This window comes from Acinetobacter brisouii (assembly GCF_008993995.1).
GTDB classification, from domain to species: Bacteria; Pseudomonadota; Gammaproteobacteria; order Pseudomonadales; family Moraxellaceae; genus Acinetobacter; species Acinetobacter brisouii_A.
On the sequence record NZ_BKNN01000005.1, the window covers coordinates 58,775 to 78,179 of the forward strand.

Here is a 19,405-nt window from a genome sequence, read left to right on the forward strand (position 1 = left end):
AAACAACATGGAAATATTGAATTTTGAATTTGCTGCCCAAGGTGTTGCCAAACAACGTGCGTTGGTGGGTTGTGTCGGTTCGGGCGATTTGGAAATTTTGGTTGAGCCAAAAGAAGGTGAGACATTAAACATTCAGGTCACCACATCGGTCGATGGCAGCCAAGTACGCTGGAAAAATCTGTTTGAACGCGTGTTTGCGATGCAGCAATTGCCTGCGGTCAACATTGAAATTAATGACTTTGGTGCAACCCCAGGCGTGGTGCGCTTACGTTTAGAGCAAGCTTTGGAGGAAGTGCAGCATGACTGATATTCAGGACTTATTACAGCGCAGCAGTTTTATTGAACTTTCAGCGCGTCAGCGTGCACAAAGTCTGCTCGATGTGCGTTACCGTGAGCTGGTCGATCCATTTGACCGTATTACATCGCCGTGGTTGCCAAAGCAAAATATTGTGCCGCAAGCCGATGATGGTGTGGTGGTGATTAAAGGCACCATGCAACAGCAACCTGTGGTGGTGATTGCGATTGAAGGTGCATTTCAGGGTGGAAGCCTTGGTGAAGTAGGCGGTGCAAAAATCGCGGGGGCTTTGGAACTGGCGATTGAAGATAACCGTAAAGGCATACCCACCGCAGCCATATTATTGCTCGAAACGGGTGGTGTACGTTTACAGGAAGCCAATTTAGGTTTGGCAGCGATTGCTGAAATTCATTCAGCGATTGTGGAATTACGTCAGTATCAACCTGTGATTGGCATTGTTGCAGGCAGTGTGGGTTGTTTTGGTGGTATGTCGATTGCTGCAAGTTTATGTAGTTACCTGATTTTGACTCAAGAAGGTCGTTTGGGACTCAATGGTCCGCAAGTGATTGAGCAGGAAGCAGGCGTACAAGAATACGATGCTAAAGATCGTCCATTTATCTGGAGCATTACAGGGGGTGCACAACGCTTTGCATCGGGTTTAGTCGATGCCTTTGTTGAAGATGATGTGGAACAGATTCATCAGCAAGTCCAGCAGTTTTTAAGTGCAGGTTGCCCAGCTCAGCCGCGTAGTTCGCGCTATGCGTGGTTCTTGGAAAAAATGGCACAGGTCAATACTTCTGAACAGATCAGCCCAAGTGCAGTGCAGCAGTTATATCAAGGAGAGTCCGCATGAATATGGATGTGAATGCAACGCGTGTCGCTACTCGCGGTCTGAACTGGTTCAATGCGCTGACAGCAGAATCAAGTTTTAAAATCGTTTCTGATTTTCCTGCATCGTTACGGGTTGCCGATGGTGAACTCAATGGTTATCCCGTCCGTGTGATTGCGGTGGTGGCAGATGCCAACAATCAGTTTCCACGTGCACAACAAGGCGAAGTAGGTTTACTCGAAGGTTGGTCACTGGCAAAAGCCGTGGATCAAGTCATTCAAACCGATCAAGCTCAGTCACAAAAACGCGCCATCTTGTGTGTGGTCGATGTACCGAGTCAGGCTTATGGCCGCCGTGAGGAAGTTTTAGGGATTCATCAGGCTTTGGGCGCTGCCGCAGATCGTTATATTACGGCACGTTTGGCAGGGCATCCTGTGATTAGCCTGTTGGTGGGTAAAGCAATGTCAGGTGCATTTTTGGCACATGGTTATCAGGGCAATCGTTTAATTGCTTTGGATGATGAAGGCGTGATGGTACATGCGATGGGTAAAGAATCTGCTGCACGTGTGACGTTGCGCAGTGTCGAAGAACTGGAACAACTGGCATCGAAAGTTGCGCCTATGGCGTATGACATTCACAACTATCACAGCTTGGGCTTACTGGCAGAAATTTTACAGGTTCAGAATATTGTGCATCCACAAGCGGAAGATGTGCAGTTGATTCAGCAGCATGTGTCAGCCGCATTGCAAGATATTCTGCACAGTCAAGATCGGAGTTTATCTTCACGCTTTCACGGTGAAAACCGTCAGGCATCGCAAAAAGTGCGTGCCTTACTGCGTGAACAGTGGTCACGTGAGCAATCTGCATGATGAGCGCACCACAAGCCCACGACCTGCTTTGGGGAATGCCACTCGGTGCACTTCCAGAGCAAGCGCCTGATTGGGCATGGCAGGCGATTGCGACAGGGCAACCTGTGGTGGTACGCCGTGCTGTGACCGATGAAGATCAGGTTGCCGTGGGAATTCGTGGGGCACAGCGTCAGCAACGCTTGGGCTGTGTTATGCCAAAAGCCGCAATTCAGCGCATAGTCAAACCTGAACAGTTGATTGTGGTTGATGCTGAACTATTTCCAGTGATTGCAGAAAAAGTTCAGCCGATTGCTCAAGTGTTACAGGCAACAAACTGGACATGGGGCATTACAGGCAGTACAGGTTTTGAGCTGGCGACAGGTCTGCAAGTGACCCATGCCAACAGTGATTTGGATATCCTGATTCGTATGCCAAATGAGCTGTCTAAAGCAGATGCAAAAGCCTTATGGAGTGCCTTGCAACAGACATCGGTACGTATGGATGTGCAATTGCAAACCCCATACGGTGGTGTAGCTTTGGCAGACTGGGCAAATGCCCGACATCAGGTGCTCTTGAAACGCTCACAAGGTGCTGTGTTGGTGGATAACCCTTGGATGATGCAGGAGGTGGCTGCATGAGTACATTGTGGGTATATCCGGGTCAGGGCGTACAAAAGCCGAACATGCTGCACGACTTGCCACAAAATGATGTGACGCAGCGTTATTTAGACCGAGCTTCACAAGCGTTGGGACAGGATGTTTTAACCTTGGATATGCCAAAAGCCTTGCAATCGACCCGAGCTGTACAACTGTGTTTGCTGATTGCTGGTGTGGTGAGTTCACAGCAACTGTTGCAGAAACAGCTTAAACCTGATTATGTGGCAGGGTTGTCAATCGGCGCATGGGCAGCGGCAGTGATTGCAGATGTGCTGAGCTTTGAAGATGCCGTCAGACTGGTCGCATTGCGTGGTGAGCTGATGCAAACTGCGTACCCGACGGGTTATGGCATGACCGCCATCATCGGGGCGAGTCGGACGCAGGTTGAACATTGGGTCAACCAAGTTCAACAGCAGTCAGAGCAAGTTTATGTGGCGAATATCAACGCTGCAAACCAGATTGTGATTTCAGGTGCAAATGCAGCCATGCAAGATGTGGTGAGTTTGGCAGAGCAGCAAGGTGTTTTAGCAAAACGTTTACAGGTCAGCGTGCCATCACACTGTGAATTATTGGAACAGCAAGCGCAAACCTTGGCGCAAGCGATGCAAGAGGTTGAGTTTAAAACAGCAAAGATTCGATATTTGAGTAGTAGTACCGCAAGGTTAATGATGAGTGCGACACAGATTCGCCAAGATTTGGCAGGCAATATGGCGTGTATTGTGGAATGGGAAAGCACAGTACAAGCGGCATGGGAGCGGGGTGTTCGGTTACAACTGGAATTATTACCTGGCACGGTACTCACAGGGCTTGCCCGCCGTATATTTAAAGAAGGCTCAGTCATGGCGTTTCAAGGAACGCGCCTCGACAATATGATGATTGCAATGCAACAGCAGTACGAAAGCGTTTAAATTCACTTTCTCTACTGCATAAAATAGATGAATTTCCAAGGATATGAGGAAACTACAATGATTATATATGGAACTGCAATACTCGCGATTTGCCACTTACTGGGTGATTATCTCGGCAATCTGCTCGGCATGGCACTTGGTGTCAAAGCCAATGTTGGTGGTGTTGCGATTGCGATGATTTTGCTGATTTTGTCAAAAGAGTTGTTAGCTAAAAAAGGCTATTTGCCACAAGTGACTCAATTCGGTGTGCTGTACTGGTCGGGTATGTATATTCCGATTGTGGTTGCCATGTCGGCAGGACAAAACGTAGTTGCAGCACTGTCTGGTGGCATGTTGGGACTCATCGTTTCAGTGGCTTCTCTGATCGGCACAGTTTTAGTGATTCGTTATTTGAACCGTATGAGTGGCGACTACGAAACCTATGAATGGACAGTCACTGAAATCAAAGAAAAAACCGCATAACGCCTTAAGGAAAATGGCAATCATCTCAACATGACAGGGAATAAAAAATTATGGAAGTTTTAGTCACCGTTTTAAGTAAAAATGCCTTGGTCACTGCATTGGCCGTCACAGGGTTAATGATGTTTGTGTCCCATGTACTGTCTAAATACCTCACCAAAGGGAAGCTCCAAAGTTCAGCGATTGCAATTATGCTCGGTTTGGTCGTAGCGTACTTTGCAGGCGTTTATACGCATGGTACCAAAGGCATTTCAGACCTCACCATCTTCTCGGGTTTTGCTTTACTCGGTGGTGCGATGATTCGTGACCTTGCGATTGCTTCTACCGCGTTTGAGGTTGATGTCAAAGAAGTCAAAAAGGCTGGGAAAATTGGTTTAATCGCCCTTATGCTTGGCTGCGTTGTACCTTTTGTGATTGGTGTGATGACTGCTTGGTTAATGGGCTATCGTGACCCGATTGCCATGACCACCATTGGTGCAGGTGCAATGACCTATATCGTTGGCCCGATTACAGGTTCAGCGATTGGTGCAAGCTCAGATGTGATTGCACTCTCGATTGCGATTGGTTTGATCAAGTCCGTGTTCTTTATGGTGGGGACACCATTACTTGCGAAATTTATGTACCTTAAAAGCCCGCGTTCAGCCATGATCTTTGGTGGTTTGGCGGGCACAACGAGTGGTACAGCCGCAGGCTTGGCAGGAACAGATGTGCGTTTAGTGCCTTATGGTGCTTTGGTTGCCACGTTCTATACAGGTTTAGGCTGTTTGCTTGGCCCTTCAGTGTTCTTCCTTACTGTGAATGCGATCTTTGGTTAAGCAAAACTTGGGCAATTTAATGATCCATTAGATTGCCCAAAAAATGACTAAAAATTCTTGGCAAACATTCGACATTCTGCAATCAATGCTAACAGATTTGGATCGCGCTCTTTACTTTTTAAAAACACCAACCCAATGTGCTGCTGAATATGAAAATCGGCACGTAACGGAATTAATTTGACCGAACTTTCATACACTGCCGAAATTCGACCAGGCAATAATGCAAAGCCCACGCCAGAACTCACCATACTAATCAACGTGAAAATGTCACTGACTTGCAGGGCAACTTTCGGTTCAAAACCTGCTTTTTGAAAGACCACTTCACTATCGCTGTGGGTTGCAAAGCCCTTATTTAAAGTAATGAACGTTTCTTCTTTAAGTAAGCTCAAATCAATTTCAGCAAGCGCTGCGTATTTTGAATCTTTAGGCACAGCGAGAAAAATATCATCCTGAAACATCGGCAGGACTTCAAAATCATGACTCGCGGTGGTTTCATTGAGCGCCACAATAATCGCATCAATTTCAGTCTGCTTGAGTTTAGTCACCAAATCCTGATTGGAACTGAGTAAAAGCTGAATATCCAGTTCGCTGCGTCGTAACTTCAAACCGCTGATCAGTGAGGGAATAGTTTTGACTGTTAAAGAATACAATGAGCCTAAACGTAAAACTTTTGCTGCAAAACCTGCCGCTTCACGGGTTTTCTCCATGCTCAAAACCAAGTCGGCCACAATTTTTTTCGCATGCTCTTCAAACACATAAGCACTTTTGAGCGGAATGAGGTTGCGACCTTCATTTTTAAAGAGTGGGCAACGTAAGGCACTTTCTAATGAATGCAGGGCTTTATGAATACTGACATTGCTGACCTGCATGTCATCGGCGGTTTTAGATAAGTTGCCATAACGCATAAAGGCAAGGAAAATCTGGATTTTCTTTAAAGTGATTTCATCATCAATCTGCATAATCGAACATCCATATTCTTAAAAATTGGCTCAGCACCTGCTCAGCCAATCATATAACAGATTAAATTATTGATTTAGTAGATTTGAACCAATCCAGTGTTTCGAGAACTGATATGCGGCACGCCCTGAACGTTGTCCACGGCTTTGCGACCAACGCAACGCTTCAGCACGGGCTTCAGCGCTAAATTCGACATTGGCTTTTTGTAAATAATGCTCGACGACTTCAAGGTATAAAGGTTGATCCATCGGATAAAAAGACAACCATAAACCAAAACGGTCAGACAGCGAAATTTTTTCTTCAATCGCTTCTTGCGGATGTAGTTCTTTGTACTGTGGTACATCGACCTTGGTGACAGGTGTATTTTCATGCATAAACTCAGGTAACAAGTGACGGCGGTTACTGGTCGCATAGATAATAAAATTGTTATTGCCTGATTGTAGAGAACCATCGAGCACGCTTTTTAAGCTACGGTAGTTTTCATCTTCGGCATTAAAAGCAAGGTCATCGCAGTACACAATAAATTTTTCAGGGCGACCCTGAATTAACTTCTGAATCTCAGGTAAATCAGATAAATCATCACGTTCAATTTCAATCAGACGCAAACCCTGATCGACATATTCAGCGAGTAAGGCGCGGACAATCGATGATTTACCTGTACCACGTGCACCAGTGAGCAATACATCATTGGCAGGTAAGCCCTTAAGAAACTGCAAGGTATTCTGAACAACTTTTTGTTTTTGACGTTCAATCCCTTTTAAATCGTCCAAAAACATTTTTTTAGGATGATGAATTGGTTTGAGCTGCTGCTTTTGCCACTTATAAGCAGGTGCAGAGAAATCAACTTCGGTTTTGATTTCAGGAAGTGCTTGTTGTAGCTGTTGTAATACTTGGCTGATATGGTCAAGAAATTCTTGGGGTAAATCGATATGTGCCATAACGTAGATCTTGTTTGCTGGTTTTTTGTAGGTTTAAAGCATAAGCCAAAAAACAGTATATTTCACGCTTTGAACAAATTAATCGAATTTGCAATTGATCTTATTACGCCAGTTAAGTTAAGTTGAACAAAATGAGCGGAAATCGTGAAGGTCAAACAATTGGGAAATATGATGACAAATCTACTCACCAGTAATTCCTATAACTCACATAAAGCCGATCGTATTCAAAAATTACAGCAACAACTCAACCGTGCTGAAAGTTACACGGAATGGAAAGAGATCGCCCTACAACTCGATGAAGTGTCAGGCAGCCAAGAATGGAAACTCGATAACTCGTCGCCTTATTTTGATGCGGAAGTGATTTCCTATCGTTTAGGGTTGTTGCGCAGATATCGCCAGCAAAATCGTATCAAAGACCTGATTTATATCTTAAGAGAAGGCTTAACCTACGATATTGCCAATATCTGCCATCCGATGTTATTTGTCGAGTGTTATATTGGCACTAAAAAAATTATTGAAGATTATGTCGATGAAGTCAGCCAAGCATTAGAGCAGGTGGCTACTGCACCCAATGAATTGCTGAACTATGCTGAAAAAATCGAATTTTTTAAGAATTGTCAGACCGCTTATGGTCAGCCAGCTTTGATGTTTTCAGGTGGCGCAACATTAGGCTTATTTCACACAGGCGTCTGTAAAGTATTGCGTGAACAGGATTTATTGCCGCGTGTACTTTCGGGGTCAAGTGCAGGCGCCATTATGGCGGCGATGTTAGGCACGTCACTGCCTGAACAAGTTGATCAGGTGCTGACAGGCGAACATTTTTTCAGTGAAGCCTTTCATTTTCGTTCGATCTCTGCCTTACTCAAAGACAAAGGTGGTTTTGCCGATGTCCGTTATCTCAAAAAATTCCTGATGGAAAACTTGGGTGATGTCACATTTGAAGAAGCTTATCAGCGTTCAGGTCTAAATATTAATATTGCAGTTGCTCCTTATGATGCTTCACAAAATGCCCGCATTCTAAACCGCTTTACTTCACCTGACTTACTGGTATGGAGCGCAGTTTTAGCTTCTTGTGCAGTGCCAATTTTATTTCCACCTGTCCATCTCACTGCCAAGCGCTACGATGGTGAGCATACGCCATTTATGGCCAATACGTATTGGGTCGATGGGAGTATGCGCAGTGATTTTCCTCAAGAAAAAATGTCGCGGTTATATAATGTGAATTATACCATTGCCTGTCAGGTCAACCCGCATATTGTGCCATTTATGCAAAGTGATGAAGATCGTTATCGTCGTGATTTATTGAGTTGGCCCGAGCGAATTTTGCGCCGTCAAGGCAAAGTCTTTGCAAAAGGTGTGATGGACTTTACTCGTGAGCGAATTGGTGCTGTGCCACAGGTACGCCGTTTGCTAGATCATGGATATGGCATTATTGACCAGCGTTATTATGGTGATGTGAATATCTTTGCGCATTATAATATGAAACATTATATCTATATGCTACAAAACCCTAAACCACATTTGTTTATGCGTTTGCAGAGGGAAGGGGAAAAAGCCACATGGTCGAAAATTTCAACCATTGAAATGCATGCCCGAATCGGAAAAACCATTGAACATGCTTTACATGCAATCATGCGAGAAGCAGCGTTGGCAGAGTTGACAGCAAGTTATGCTGCAACCTAACTTAGCCTACTCGTTGCAGGACAAAACGTCCGCAACGAGTCGTCAGTTTGGACGTTATATTTATCAGGTTGAACAAGCATCACAATATTATTGGCTGAAATTACAACTTCAGCAAGGTCATCCTACATTTAAACAGGGCTTTCAAAGAGAAATTGACTATTACCAAATTTGGTCATTGCAACACGCAAAGTTTTTATTGCCTTATCAGCATGATTCCAAGTTTCATATTTCGGAATTTGATCAAACTGGCTCAGTACTGATTTTGCCTGATACCGAGATTTTTTGGCAATCTCCTCGTTATTTATCATTTCAACACGTGGTTAAATTGATACAACAAGCGTTGGCAACGCTTGCTGCATTACATGATTTGAATATGGTTCATGGCGATCTTAAGGCTGAACATTTTCGCAAATGGCAAGGTCGGGTTTATTTAATTGATTTTGAACAAAGTCAGTCCCAGCAAGCTTCTCATCTTGAGTTAAATGCTACACCACGTTATATGGCTCCTGAGCTATTCCATCATCAGGCAAAAACTTGTCAAACAGATCTATATGCATTCGGAATCATTTTGTTTGAATGGTTGACACAAACTCGTTTGCGTTCAAAAAGTTACTTAGATTGGGCAATTTTCCATTGCCAAACCTCAGTTTTTAATTTGCCTGAACCTTGGAACGCTTTACAAACTTGCCTCAATGGGCTTTTAGCGCGTGATAATCGATATAGATTTGAGAGTGCAAATCAAGCAAGTAATTGTTTGCAAACAATAAATATGACTTAAAAATGACCGTAAAACACTTTTTTGCTTAACATTTAAGCGTTTGGGCTATTTTTTGGGAAAAAGGGCTTGTCATCGCCTAAGCTCATCTATAATATACACATCCATCGGGGGCGTGGCGAAATTGGTAGACGCACTGGATTTAGGTTCCAGCGCCGCAAGGTGTAAGAGTTCGAGTCTCTTCGCCCCCACCATCTAAAATTTAACTGTAAATTTTAGATCGACAATGTGAAAGCAGAGTCATGTAGAGGATTGGTGTAATGGTAGCATGACGGTCTCCAAAACCGTTCGTCAAGGTTCGAGTCCTTGATCCTCTGCCAAAAACTTGATGTACCCTGATGGGGGCGTGGCGAAATTGGTAGACGCACTGGATTTAGGTTCCAGCGCCGCAAGGTGTAAGAGTTCGAGTCTCTTCGCCCCCACCATTTAAAACTGAATAAGGTTTTAGATTGATAAAAAGCAAGATAAATGATCTTGCTTTTTTTATGCCTGTTTTTCGGCGATAAAAAAAGAGCCTATTGAATCAGGCTCTTTTTGTGTGAGAATTTCCTTTTCTCTTATATCAACTGTTTAGCCAAAGAAAGAGTGGATTAGGCTTTTAAGTGATCCTCAAACTCCTCACCCAATTGCATTGCTAAAGAATTACCCGCTAAATCACAGGTCACTAAACCATATTCTTTTTTAAAGCTAAAGGTAAAACCTTGACCATCTGCTAGGTTTTTAACAGAGTACCCCAATTTTTCTAACCAAATACGAAATGCAATTAAATTTTTTGCTTTAACAACTTTTTTCATGGCTAAAATCCTCAAAATCAATAAACAACAACTAATATTTATAAGGCTCTCTTTTACATTTTTAAAGGGGGGAAATAAAAATTATTTTTGCAATCTACAAAAACATGAGACAACAAACACAAATGATCACATACCATGCAAAATTATGTGAATTTTTTTTATGATATGTAATCATGAACTTTTAAGAAATTTATAAAAATAAATAATATAGATACAATCTATGCTTTATAAGGTTTATTTATTTTGACTAAATTTCAGCATTAAAACAGTGTAAGCAATTATTACACTTTCAGTTTTTTAGAAAGTGTCTTTGAGCTTGCGTAAGTGACGAAATGCATCAACGGACTCGGCACGTAAAAATGGATTGGTTGCGAGTTCAAGTTCAATACTACTTGGTAACGTGATTTGATCTAGATAACGTAAATGTTCAACATGATCGGCACGTTGCTGTAAGGCGACATTTTCGGGTTCAACACTTAAGGCAAATTTGGCATTGGCAAGGGTGTATTCATGCGTGCAATACACTTTGGTTTGGATGGGTAGGGCAGCCAATCGTTGTAAAGAGTGGAACATCTGTTCGTAACTGCCTTCAAAGACACGACCACAACCCATCGCAAATAAAGTATCTCCGACAAATGCGGCATCTAAATCTTCAATGTAATAGACAATGTGACCGAGTGTATGTCCTGGTACTTCAATAATTTCAATGTCAAGATCGTGAAATTCAACTTTGCTGTGCTGATCGAGTGGAAGCGTGATCATTGGGATTTTACTGAGTTCGGCGCGTGGCCCATAAACAGGCATCTCTTTTGTTGCGAGCAGGGCAGGAACACCACCAATATGGTCTTTATGCCAGTGGGTTAGCCAAATTTGACTTGGAATAAGTTGATGTGCTGCACAATAATCGAGTACGAGCTGAGCTTCTGTAGGATCAATAATCACAACTTCATGTGAGGCTGTATGTTCGATCAGCCAGATATAATTTTTTAAATCATTTTTAACATCAATGACGTGAATTTTGTAGGCTGTCATTTTGGGTATCCATGTTTATCATCTCTTGTTTTTATTATAAGTGAAGTTGGGATGCAAGCCGAACTCCAAAATAGATCGAGATTCGGCAGGTAAGAAATGGAATGAATTAATAGTCTGGATAGGCAACTTTTTTCAGTGCTTGAATGTCAGCATCGGGTGAGCATAAAGAAATAAATTCATAGCCGTAACCGCGAAGCAAGTGACCTTTACGCACCGCAATCCATGTGGTATTTAAACCAAACACATCAGTTTTAATTTGTTTTAAGCGGTAATCGCGCTCACGGTCATAAGCGACATCGTTAATAATCCCAACGCCCATACCTAGCTCAACATAGGTTTTAATGACGTCAGCATCGAGAGCAGACATCACAATATCTACATCAACCTGAGCAGCATCAAAAGCTAAGTCGATTTTCGAACGACCTGTAAAACCGCCATGATAAGTAATCACTGGATACTGTGCCACATCTTGCAGTGTGACTTCTTTGAGCTGGGTCAAAGGATGGTCAAAAGGGGTAATCAGGCTATGTTGCCAGTTATAGTAAGGCACGCTGGCTAAATTGTCTTCGGCAGTCAGGGATTCGGTTGCAATCCCGATATCCGCTTCGCCTTGTAGCAGCATGTTGGCAATTTCCGCAGGGCTAGCCTGTTGTAGAACCAAGTGAACCTTTGGAAATTCTTGCTTAAATAAGTTCACAATCGGTGGTAACACATAACGTGCTTGTGTATGGGTTGTGGCAATGGTCAATGTGCCTTCATCGACTTTGTTAAAGTCATCGGCAAGGCGTTTGATATTTTCAGCATCAATCAACATGCGTTCAACAATGCTAAGTAACGATTGCCCCGGCTCAGTGAGTCCAAGCAAGCGTTTACCTTTACGAATAAACAGTTGAACGCCAAGTTCATCTTCCAAATCTTTAATATGCTTACTGACACCTGACTGGGAGGTGTACAGTGCAGCAGAGGCTTCGGTGAGGTTAAAGTCTTGACGGACTGTTTCACGAATAATGCGTAATTGTTGAAAATTCATAATTGCTAACCACTAAAAAATCTTAAATTGGGCAAATTGTTATGCCGCATGATGTTCAAATAAATGTAAATGATTAATTTTAACCCAAACTGTTTGATTAGCTTGGAAATTTTGAAGCTTGGCTTGTTCGGCGCTTAATACTGCTTCAATCATCTTGCCTTGTCGATCCTGTAATTCAAGAAAAACTTTACCTGCAACCCAAACTTCACGGACAAATGTTGCCTGAATAGCATTATCGACAGGATGTTGGTAAACACTCAGTTCATGGGGGCGAGCAAAAGCAATTAATGAACCTTGTGGATGATGTGCTGCTAAATCCAAACGATCTTCACCCAAAATCAGTTTGCCGTGTTGATGCTCGCCTTCAAAGCGGTTGGCATGTCCCAAAAAATCAAACACAAAAGGTGTTGCAGGCTTTTCATACACCTCGCGTGGTGAACCAATCTGCTCGATATTTCCCTTATTCATTACCACGATTTGATCGGCAACTTCTAAAGCTTCTTCTTGGTCATGGGTTACAAAAATCGAGGTGATATGCAGTTCATCATGTAAATGACGTAACCAGCGGCGTAACTCTTTACGTACTTTGGCATCGAGTGCGCCAAAAGGTTCATCGAGCAGTAATACGCGAGGTTCAACTGCGAGTGCACGGGCAAGAGCAATACGCTGACGCTGCCCCCCTGAAAGCTGAGCAGGATAGCGATCTGCCAAGAAGCCTAGTTGTACCAAGTCGAGCAGGGCATCGACCCGTTTTTTAATTTCGCTTTCCGATGGACGCGTTGCACGTGGGCGGACACGCAGACCAAAGGCAACATTGTCAAACACACTCATGTGACGAAACAGTGCGTAATGTTGAAATACGAAACCCACTTGACGTTCGCGCACATGGGTGTTGGTGGTATCTTCGCCTTCTAAAATCACCTGACCTGAGTCAGCACTTTCCAGTCCAGCAATAATGCGTAGCAAGGTCGTTTTACCGCAGCCCGATGGGCCGAGTAAGGCTACTAGTTGACCTTCGGGGAAGTCGAGGCTGATATTGTTGAGTGCATGAAATGCACCAAAGTTTTTTTCAATATTTTTAACTTGAATACTCATGAGGGCACTCCAAAATTAGTTCGATTTGTTGAGTTCAGCGTTTTGTTTTTCTTGGCGTAATTCGACCCATGTTTTAATGATCAGGGTGATAATCGCTAGAAATGCCAGTAACGATGCCACGGCAAAGGCTGCGCTATAACTGTATTCGTTGTAGAGAATTTCAACATGTAACGGCAGGGTATTGGTCTCACCGCGAATATGCCCAGATACCACCGACACCGCACCAAACTCGCCCATTGCACGGGCATTACACAAAATCACACCGTAGAGCAGACCCCATTTAATATTGGGGAGCGTGATTTTCCAAAAGGTTTGCCAACCCGATGCACCAAGTAAAATCGCGGCTTCTTCCTCTTCAGTGCCTTGAGCTTGCATCAGTGGAATCAGTTCACGGGCAACAAAGGGCACCGTAATAAATACAGTGGCTAACACAATTGCAGGAACGGCATATAAAATTTTAATGTCATGGTCGAGTAACCATTCACCTGCCCAACCTTGTGTCCCAAAAATCAGCACCAGCATTAAACCCGCAATCACAGGCGATACCGAAAATGGCATATCAATAATCGTGGTTAAAATGGTTTTGCCTTTAAACTGGAACTTCGCCACCGTCCACGCTGCTGCTACCCCAAACACCACATTGAGTGGGACGGCAATTGCCGCAGTCAGTAAGGTCAGTTTGGCTGCTGACAGCGTATCTGGGTCGACCAAGGCTTGTAGATAAACCTGAAGCCCTTGGTGGAATGCTTCAACAAACACCAAAATCAGCGGTAAAATCAGTAAACCTAAAAAGCTGATCAGGGCAATACTCAATAAAAGGTAACGTACCCAAGTCGGTTCACGTGTTGCATCGCGTTTTTGCAGTTGTGCAGCATAATCTTGACTATTGGCTAAACTACTCATGATGCCACTCTCCCTGTGCGACGTGTTGCCCACGCTTGTAAAATGTTAATCAAAAATAAGATGGCAAAGGAGATCAACAGCATAATCACGGCAATGGTGGTTGCAGCAGCATAATCATATTCTTCCAAACGGGAAATGATCATCAGTGGTGCAATTTCAGTTTTAAAAGGTTGATTTCCTGCAATAAAAATTACTGAACCATATTCACCCACACCACGCGCAAAGGCTAAAGCAAAACCTGTAAAGATCGCAGGTAGAACAATCGGGAAAATCACATGCCGAATGGTTTGCCAACGGTTTGCACCGAGTGCTGAAGCCGCTTCTTCGAGTTCAGTTTCCAAGTCGCTCAGTACAGGTTGTACGGTACGCACCACAAAAGGTAGACCAATAAAAATCAGGGCGAGCGTAATCCCAAGTGGGGTGTAGGCGACTTTAATTCCCAGTGGTTCTAAATATTGACCCAGCCAACCTGTTGAGGCATACAGCGAAGTCAGTGCAATCCCTGCCACCGCTGTGGGTAAGGCAAAGGGTAAATCAATCAAGGCATCGACCACACGCTTACCAAAAAACTGATAACGCACCAGACACCATGCCAACAGTAAGCCCAGAAAGACATTGATGAGCGCAGCAACCAATGCAGTGGTAAAACTCAATTGTAAGGCTTTCAATATTCGTGCTGAACTGAGGATGTCCCAAAGACCACTCCAGCCAATGCCCATAGATTTAATAAACACTGCCGATAATGGCACAAGCACAATGATGGATAGATACAGCAGGGTAAACCCCAAAGAAAGTCCAAAGCCGGGCAATACCCGTTTACCGTGTGACATGGAATACCTCAATGATGATGAATCATCACCACAAAAAAATCAGATCAGATATAAAGTGCAGAATTAATGTGACAAAGCCTGAGTTGAGCAACGCATTCGCGTACAAGGACTAAAATAAGGCTGTTCAATAAAAGGTAAAATTTGTGGGAAAGCCCCAAAACCAGAAGCGACATTGATATGTCCAACTTGACCCATATTGAGATAAGGAAATTTCCAGAGTTCTGCCAAATACAGTGCATCATCCAATGCCAACCAAGGGTCATTTTCACTAATCAACATCAGGCTAGACAATTCGAGTCGAAGCTGTTCAAAATACTGCAAATATGAAGCTTGCTCTGCCTGAGCAAAGCCTGTTGAGCTAAAACGTGCTGGATTGGCAGGTGCAACCAAAATCAGATTATTGATTTTTTCTTGCAATGCAGGATATTGCACCAATGCAGCCAAACTGGTTAGGCAACCAAAACTATGTGCAATCACCTGAATCGGTTCCTGAATTTGCTCAACGTGAGCGACCCATTGTTCAATCCATTCTTGCAAAATCGGTTGCTGCCAATCTTGTTCTACACGAGAGCTGTTGGGTAACTGGCGTTGCAGCCAAGATTGCCAATGTTGTTCGTCACTTCCACCGACACCCGGTACGATTAAATGATGAATCATGTGCTTACTCCCGTGTAGCTGTACCGATTATTTCTTCGCGTTATTGCTTTGAACGATTTGGTCGAATACACCACCATTTTCAAAGTGTTCTTTTTGAACCTTTTTCCAGCCGCCAAATTCCTGATCAATGGTCACTAATTTCAGCGGTTTAAACACATTACTGTATTTTTTCAACACTTCAGGGCTACGTGGACGATAGAAATTACGCGCAATAATATTTTGTCCAAGTGGTGAGTACAGGAAGTTCAAGTAGCCTTTTGCGACATAATAATTGCCATCTTTCTGAACATTTTTCTCAACAATCGCAACAGGTGGCTCAGTCAAGATGGATAGAGATGGCGTGACAATCTCAAATTTCCCCGGTTGTTCACGCACAGCGAGGTAGGCTTCATTTTCCCAAGCCAGCAATACATCACCAATGCCCCGTTCAGCAAAGGTTGTGGTTGCACCTCGCGCACCTGAATCGAGGACTTTGGTGTGCTGATAAATCTTGGCAACAAAATCACGTGCTGTTTTGTCATTGCCATTGGGTTGATGTTTTGCCCATGCCCAAGCCGCAAGATAGTTCCAACGTGCGCCACCTGACGTTTTCGGGTTCGGGGTAATAATATCGACACCCGGTTTCACCAAGTCATTCCAGTCTTTGATGTGTTTCGGGTTGCCTTTACGCACTAAAAATACAATCGTTGAGGTATAAGGCGTTGAGTTTTGTGGCAGTTTCTTTTGCCAGTCGGGTGGTAAAAGTTTGGCTTTATCCGCAATCACGTCAATATCCGCAGCCAGCGCCAAAGTCACGACATCGGCATCCAAGCCATCAATCACCGATCGAGCCTGTTTACCTGAACCGCCATGAGATTGACGGAAATTAATCTCTTCACCTGTGCGTTTTTTCCAGTACGCGCCAAATTGTTTGTTGATATCGACGTACAATTCGCGTGTTGGGTCATACGACACATTTAAGAAATCTTTTGCGGCAAAGCTCACTGACGAGAATGACAATAGCGCTGCGAGTAAGCCGACTTTAAATTGATTTCGTTGCATTTTCTTTTCCTTCATATTCGGTGCATCTTTCATGCAAAGAAGAATATGCTGAAATTAAAATCTAAAAAAATAATAAAAATAGAATTTGATATGAATAAAAAAGAAATAGAATTTAGATATTCATTTTTAAACTAAGCTACAAAATCAACTGCCTAGCTGATCAACCTCATGCAATGCTTTAAAAATGCACATCTACAGCCTCAAATTTCTTTGCTAGACCGAGCTTTTCATTATGGGGATGGTTGCTTTACCACAGCCAAAATTATTCAAAATAAAATTCAATTGTGGAACAGACATTTACAACGACTCAATGATTGCATACAGCGAATGGCACTGGATGTTGATTTGAGCTTGATTGAGCAAACTTTGCAGAAATTAAGTACTCAAACAGAGCTGAATGGCACGCTGAAAATTATTATCAGTCGTGGAGAGGGGCAGCGTGGTTATGCACTGCCTGAGCATGCTGCCGATGTGTATGTGTTTTATTATCCGCAAAGCCCAACTGCAAAAAATGAATGGAGTTACCTTGATCAAGTTGCTGTTCTAGAGCAACGGATTGGTTTAACCATGCCAACGCTATGTGGATTAAAGACGTTAAATCGCTTGGAACAAGTGCTTTTAAAAAAAGAAGCGGTCGAAAAACAACTGGATGAAGCACTGGTTTTAGATATTCAAGGGCGGATTGTTGAAGGAATCAGCAGCAATTGTTTTATTCTGATGAATAATCAGTGGGTCACGCCAAATCTTGAGTATAATGGCGTGCGTGGTGTGATGCGGGCAGAAATCTTGCAGCGTATGCAGCATGCAGGAATTGAGTGTTCCGAAATTGAGTTACTTCAATCGGATATTGACCAGATACAAGCCTTATTTTTTTGTAATGCGCTGCATCCAATGCAGATTGCACAACATCTAAATTATGTCGAACTCAGTCTGACGCCTGCAATTCAGTTGTTTAAAGCCCTTCAACTTGATCAAATTCAATAAAGCTATGGCAAATCTAAATTCCACTTCATCTAGAAAAAAGCCTATTCCTTTTTTCAAAACAAAAAAATTTATTGTGGCATGTGTTCTGGCTGTATTTGCCATGTTGTTATTGATTTTTAGTTCAAGTCTTTGGCGAAATTATCCAATACAAGGTGAAAAGCAGTTTGTTTCGATCAATACGGGGGATAATTATTCACGTTTAATTGATCGTTTAGCCAAGCAGCATAAAGTTCATTTCCCTTGGGTACTCAAGATTTATCAAAAACTGATGATTCATGACACTCTGAAAGCAGGGGTGTATGAAGTCAAGCGTGGCATGAGTGTGCGCCAAGTGTTGAGCATGATGTCAAATTCAGACAACGCCCAAATGAGTCGTATTTTGGTGATTGAAGGCACAACATTTAAGCAGTTGCTAGAAAAATTACGTAAAGATCCATTGATTGAAAAAACTGTAGTGAATTTGCCACAAGATCAAATGATTCAGTCACTTGGAATACCTTATTCAAATCTTGAAGGGCTATTTGCACCCAATACCTATTTTTATAATAAAGGGGAGTCAGATAAAAAAATCTTACTCGATCTTTATCAGCATCAGATGGATAATTTGGATGCAGCTTGGGCTAATCGAGATCCTAACTTGCCTTATAAAAATAAATATGAAGCGCTCACGATGGCTTCAATTATTGAAAAAGAAACCAGTTTAGATCGTGAGTTAAATCAAGTTGCGGGTGTATTTATTCGTCGGTTACAGCAAGGCATGCGACTGCAAACCGACCCAACCGTCATTTATGGTATGGGCGATAAGTACACGGGTAAACTGACCAAAGAAGATTTGCGAACACCGACAGCCTATAACACTTACACCATGGCAGGTCTGCCACCGAGTCCAATTGCATTACCAAGCAAAAAAGCGATTGAAGCAGCGATGCATCCAGATCATTCAGATAATGTCTATTTTGTGGCAACAGGCAATGGTGGGCATAAATTTAGTGCAAACCTGACCGAGCATAATCAGGCAGTTCAAGCGTATTTAGCTGTATTACGAGAGAAGAAAAGTGGAGCAACGCCATAATGTTTATTAGTTTTGAAGGTACTGAAGGCGTTGGAAAAAGCACCTTAATTGAGAAAGTGAGGGTACATTTTGAGCAATTAGGGCATGAGGTTGTCCTGACACGTGAGCCAGGGGGAACACCTTTGGCAGAAAAAATTCGTGATTTATTGCTTACAGTGAACTCAAATGAAAATATGTGCCCTGATACAGAGCTACTTTTGATTTATGCGGCACGCAGTCAGCATTTGAGTCAGGTCATTTTTCCTGCTTTGGCACAGGGTAAAATTGTGCTCAGTGATCGCTTTTGTGATGCAAGTTTTGCATATCAGGTCATGGGGCGAGGTTTGGATGCCGATAAACTTGACCTGTTAAATCGAAATTTTGTGCCATGTTTGCCTGATATGACCTTTTGGCTGGACGCACCAATCGAATTAGGAATGGCTCGGGCACTTGCAAGAGGTGAGCTTGATCGCTTTGAACAAGAAAAATTCGATTTTTTTAGTCGGGTACGTGAAGGTTATAAACTTTTGCACGAAAAAGATACAGATCGTGTGATTCGTTTAGATGCAACGCAATCTGCTGAAAATGTTTTTAATCAAGCACTCAGCAGCCTAAAAAGCATCTAAAGCGGACTGAAAAATGCGTTCTATGGCATCCGTCAGAGTAAAAAGTGGATTGATTGGGAATCTTTAGTTTTTAAAAAATAGAGCTTCTCAAAATACTCATATTGCTTTTAATTTGTTCAATTTTTGTGAATGAATTGAAAGGTCAATGCTGAAAAAATCGGAGAAAAGCGAAATCTCAGTCGCTGACATGAACAAGATG

General features: G+C 42.9%; 22 protein-coding genes and 3 tRNA genes. 15 read left to right on the forward strand and 10 right to left on the reverse strand.

The features are described from left to right. The first annotated feature begins 7 nt into the window (after positions 1-7). Genes GBN19_RS02585 through madM form a run of 7 tightly spaced genes read left to right on the forward strand, consistent with a single transcriptional unit; the run spans position 8 to position 4,810 of the window. A complete protein-coding gene (locus tag GBN19_RS02585; protein WP_151777038.1) occupies positions 8-307 on the forward strand; it encodes a malonate decarboxylase subunit delta in 300 nt (99 codons plus the stop codon). Then, positions 300-1,148: a biotin-independent malonate decarboxylase subunit beta gene (locus GBN19_RS02590; protein ID WP_151777039.1), complete on the forward strand. Its 849-nt coding sequence runs from the start codon at positions 300-302 to the stop codon at positions 1,146-1,148. The genes GBN19_RS02585 and GBN19_RS02590 overlap by 8 nt, the downstream gene beginning before the upstream one ends. Next, the gene (mdcE, locus tag GBN19_RS02595; protein WP_151777040.1) at positions 1,145-1,993 is read left to right on the forward strand and encodes a biotin-independent malonate decarboxylase subunit gamma; all 849 of its coding nucleotides are present in this window, start codon (positions 1,145-1,147) and stop codon (positions 1,991-1,993) included. Before GBN19_RS02590 ends, mdcE begins: the two co-directional genes overlap by 4 nt. Further along, positions 1,990-2,610: a malonate decarboxylase holo-ACP synthase gene (locus tag GBN19_RS02600; protein ID WP_151777041.1), complete on the forward strand. Its 621-nt coding sequence runs from the start codon at positions 1,990-1,992 to the stop codon at positions 2,608-2,610. Before mdcE ends, GBN19_RS02600 begins: the two co-directional genes overlap by 4 nt. Continuing rightward, the gene (mdcH, locus tag GBN19_RS02605; RefSeq protein ID WP_151777042.1) at positions 2,607-3,536 is read left to right on the forward strand and encodes a malonate decarboxylase subunit epsilon; all 930 of its coding nucleotides are present in this window, start codon (positions 2,607-2,609) and stop codon (positions 3,534-3,536) included. Before GBN19_RS02600 ends, mdcH begins: the two co-directional genes overlap by 4 nt. A 57-nt stretch (positions 3,537-3,593) precedes the next feature. After that, positions 3,594-3,998: a malonate transporter subunit MadL gene (madL, locus tag GBN19_RS02610; protein ID WP_151777043.1), complete on the forward strand. Its 405-nt coding sequence runs from the start codon at positions 3,594-3,596 to the stop codon at positions 3,996-3,998. Positions 3,999-4,048: 50 nt separating this feature from the next. Continuing rightward, positions 4,049-4,810: a malonate transporter subunit MadM gene (madM, locus tag GBN19_RS02615; RefSeq protein ID WP_151777044.1), complete on the forward strand. Its 762-nt coding sequence runs from the start codon at positions 4,049-4,051 to the stop codon at positions 4,808-4,810. 47 nt (positions 4,811-4,857) lie between these two features. Here madM and GBN19_RS02620 read toward each other — a convergent pair whose 3' ends face one another. Both GBN19_RS02620 and GBN19_RS02625 read right to left on the reverse strand, forming a co-directional pair. Continuing rightward, on the reverse strand, positions 4,858-5,769 hold the full coding sequence (locus GBN19_RS02620) for a LysR family transcriptional regulator (RefSeq protein ID WP_151777045.1): 912 nt from the start codon (positions 5,767-5,769) through the stop codon (positions 4,858-4,860). Between the two features lie 66 nt (positions 5,770-5,835). Continuing rightward, a complete protein-coding gene (locus GBN19_RS02625) occupies positions 5,836-6,705 on the reverse strand; it encodes an ATP-binding protein (protein WP_151777046.1) in 870 nt (289 codons plus the stop codon). A gap of 171 nt (positions 6,706-6,876) precedes the next feature. On the opposite strand from GBN19_RS02625, the gene GBN19_RS02630 reads away from it, so the two are divergent. The 5 genes from GBN19_RS02630 to GBN19_RS02650 all read left to right on the forward strand — a co-directional run bounded on the left by GBN19_RS02630 (position 6,877) and on the right by GBN19_RS02650 (position 9,588). Then, entirely contained in the window at positions 6,877-8,388 is a 1,512-nt protein-coding gene (locus GBN19_RS02630) for a DUF3336 domain-containing protein (protein WP_151777065.1), read from the forward strand. Continuing rightward, complete coding sequence (locus GBN19_RS02635; RefSeq protein ID WP_151777047.1) at positions 8,375-9,166, forward strand: protein kinase domain-containing protein; 792 nt, start codon at positions 8,375-8,377, stop codon at positions 9,164-9,166. Before GBN19_RS02630 ends, GBN19_RS02635 begins: the two co-directional genes overlap by 14 nt. Before the next feature lie 106 nt (positions 9,167-9,272). After that, positions 9,273-9,357 (forward strand) — tRNA-Leu (locus GBN19_RS02640). Between the two features lie 52 nt (positions 9,358-9,409). Beyond that, positions 9,410-9,483: transfer RNA gene (locus GBN19_RS02645), tRNA-Trp, on the forward strand. A 20-nt stretch (positions 9,484-9,503) separates the two neighbouring features. Next, a tRNA-Leu gene (locus GBN19_RS02650) sits at positions 9,504-9,588 on the forward strand. A 165-nt stretch (positions 9,589-9,753) separates the two neighbouring features. On the opposite strand, the gene GBN19_RS02655 is transcribed toward GBN19_RS02650, so the two are convergent. The 8 genes from GBN19_RS02655 to GBN19_RS02690 form a co-directional block, all read right to left on the reverse strand. Next, on the reverse strand, positions 9,754-9,957 hold the full coding sequence (locus GBN19_RS02655; protein WP_151709231.1) for a hypothetical protein: 204 nt from the start codon (positions 9,955-9,957) through the stop codon (positions 9,754-9,756). A gap of 297 nt (positions 9,958-10,254) precedes the next feature. Beyond that, positions 10,255-10,989 (reverse strand): hydroxyacylglutathione hydrolase, encoded by a 735-nt coding sequence (gene gloB, locus GBN19_RS02660; RefSeq protein ID WP_151777048.1) that lies wholly within the window; start codon positions 10,987-10,989, stop codon positions 10,255-10,257. Between the two features lie 106 nt (positions 10,990-11,095). Further along, positions 11,096-12,019, reverse strand: coding sequence for a CysB family HTH-type transcriptional regulator (locus GBN19_RS02665; protein WP_151777049.1), 924 nt, complete (start codon positions 12,017-12,019; stop codon positions 11,096-11,098). A 39-nt stretch (positions 12,020-12,058) separates the two neighbouring features. After that, a complete protein-coding gene (locus tag GBN19_RS02670; protein ID WP_151777050.1) occupies positions 12,059-13,114 on the reverse strand; it encodes a sulfate/molybdate ABC transporter ATP-binding protein in 1,056 nt (351 codons plus the stop codon). Positions 13,115-13,129: 15 nt separating this feature from the next. Further along, on the reverse strand, positions 13,130-14,017 hold the full coding sequence (cysW, locus tag GBN19_RS02675) for a sulfate ABC transporter permease subunit CysW (RefSeq protein WP_151777051.1): 888 nt from the start codon (positions 14,015-14,017) through the stop codon (positions 13,130-13,132). Continuing rightward, on the reverse strand, positions 14,014-14,847 hold the full coding sequence (gene cysT, locus GBN19_RS02680) for a sulfate ABC transporter permease subunit CysT (RefSeq protein ID WP_151710436.1): 834 nt from the start codon (positions 14,845-14,847) through the stop codon (positions 14,014-14,016). The genes cysW and cysT overlap by 4 nt, the downstream gene beginning before the upstream one ends. Positions 14,848-14,910: 63 nt before the next feature. Further along, complete coding sequence (locus GBN19_RS02685) at positions 14,911-15,504, reverse strand: RBBP9/YdeN family alpha/beta hydrolase (RefSeq protein WP_151777052.1); 594 nt, start codon at positions 15,502-15,504, stop codon at positions 14,911-14,913. 27 nt (positions 15,505-15,531) lie between these two features. After that, positions 15,532-16,545 (reverse strand): sulfate ABC transporter substrate-binding protein, encoded by a 1,014-nt coding sequence (locus tag GBN19_RS02690; RefSeq protein ID WP_151777053.1) that lies wholly within the window; start codon positions 16,543-16,545, stop codon positions 15,532-15,534. Between the two features lie 168 nt (positions 16,546-16,713). Between GBN19_RS02690 and pabC the strand changes: the two genes are divergently transcribed. The 3 genes from pabC to tmk are packed head-to-tail and all read left to right on the forward strand — an operon-like array spanning position 16,714 to position 19,206. Further along, the gene (gene pabC, locus GBN19_RS02695; protein WP_151777054.1) at positions 16,714-17,529 is read left to right on the forward strand and encodes an aminodeoxychorismate lyase; all 816 of its coding nucleotides are present in this window, start codon (positions 16,714-16,716) and stop codon (positions 17,527-17,529) included. Positions 17,530-17,533: 4 nt separating this feature from the next. After that, positions 17,534-18,601, forward strand: a complete 1,068-nt coding sequence (gene mltG, locus GBN19_RS02700; protein WP_151710433.1) for an endolytic transglycosylase MltG — start codon at positions 17,534-17,536, stop codon at positions 18,599-18,601. Then, on the forward strand, positions 18,601-19,206 hold the full coding sequence (gene tmk / locus GBN19_RS02705) for a dTMP kinase (RefSeq protein ID WP_151777055.1): 606 nt from the start codon (positions 18,601-18,603) through the stop codon (positions 19,204-19,206). The genes mltG and tmk overlap by 1 nt, the downstream gene beginning before the upstream one ends. Positions 19,207-19,405 lie beyond the last annotated feature (199 nt).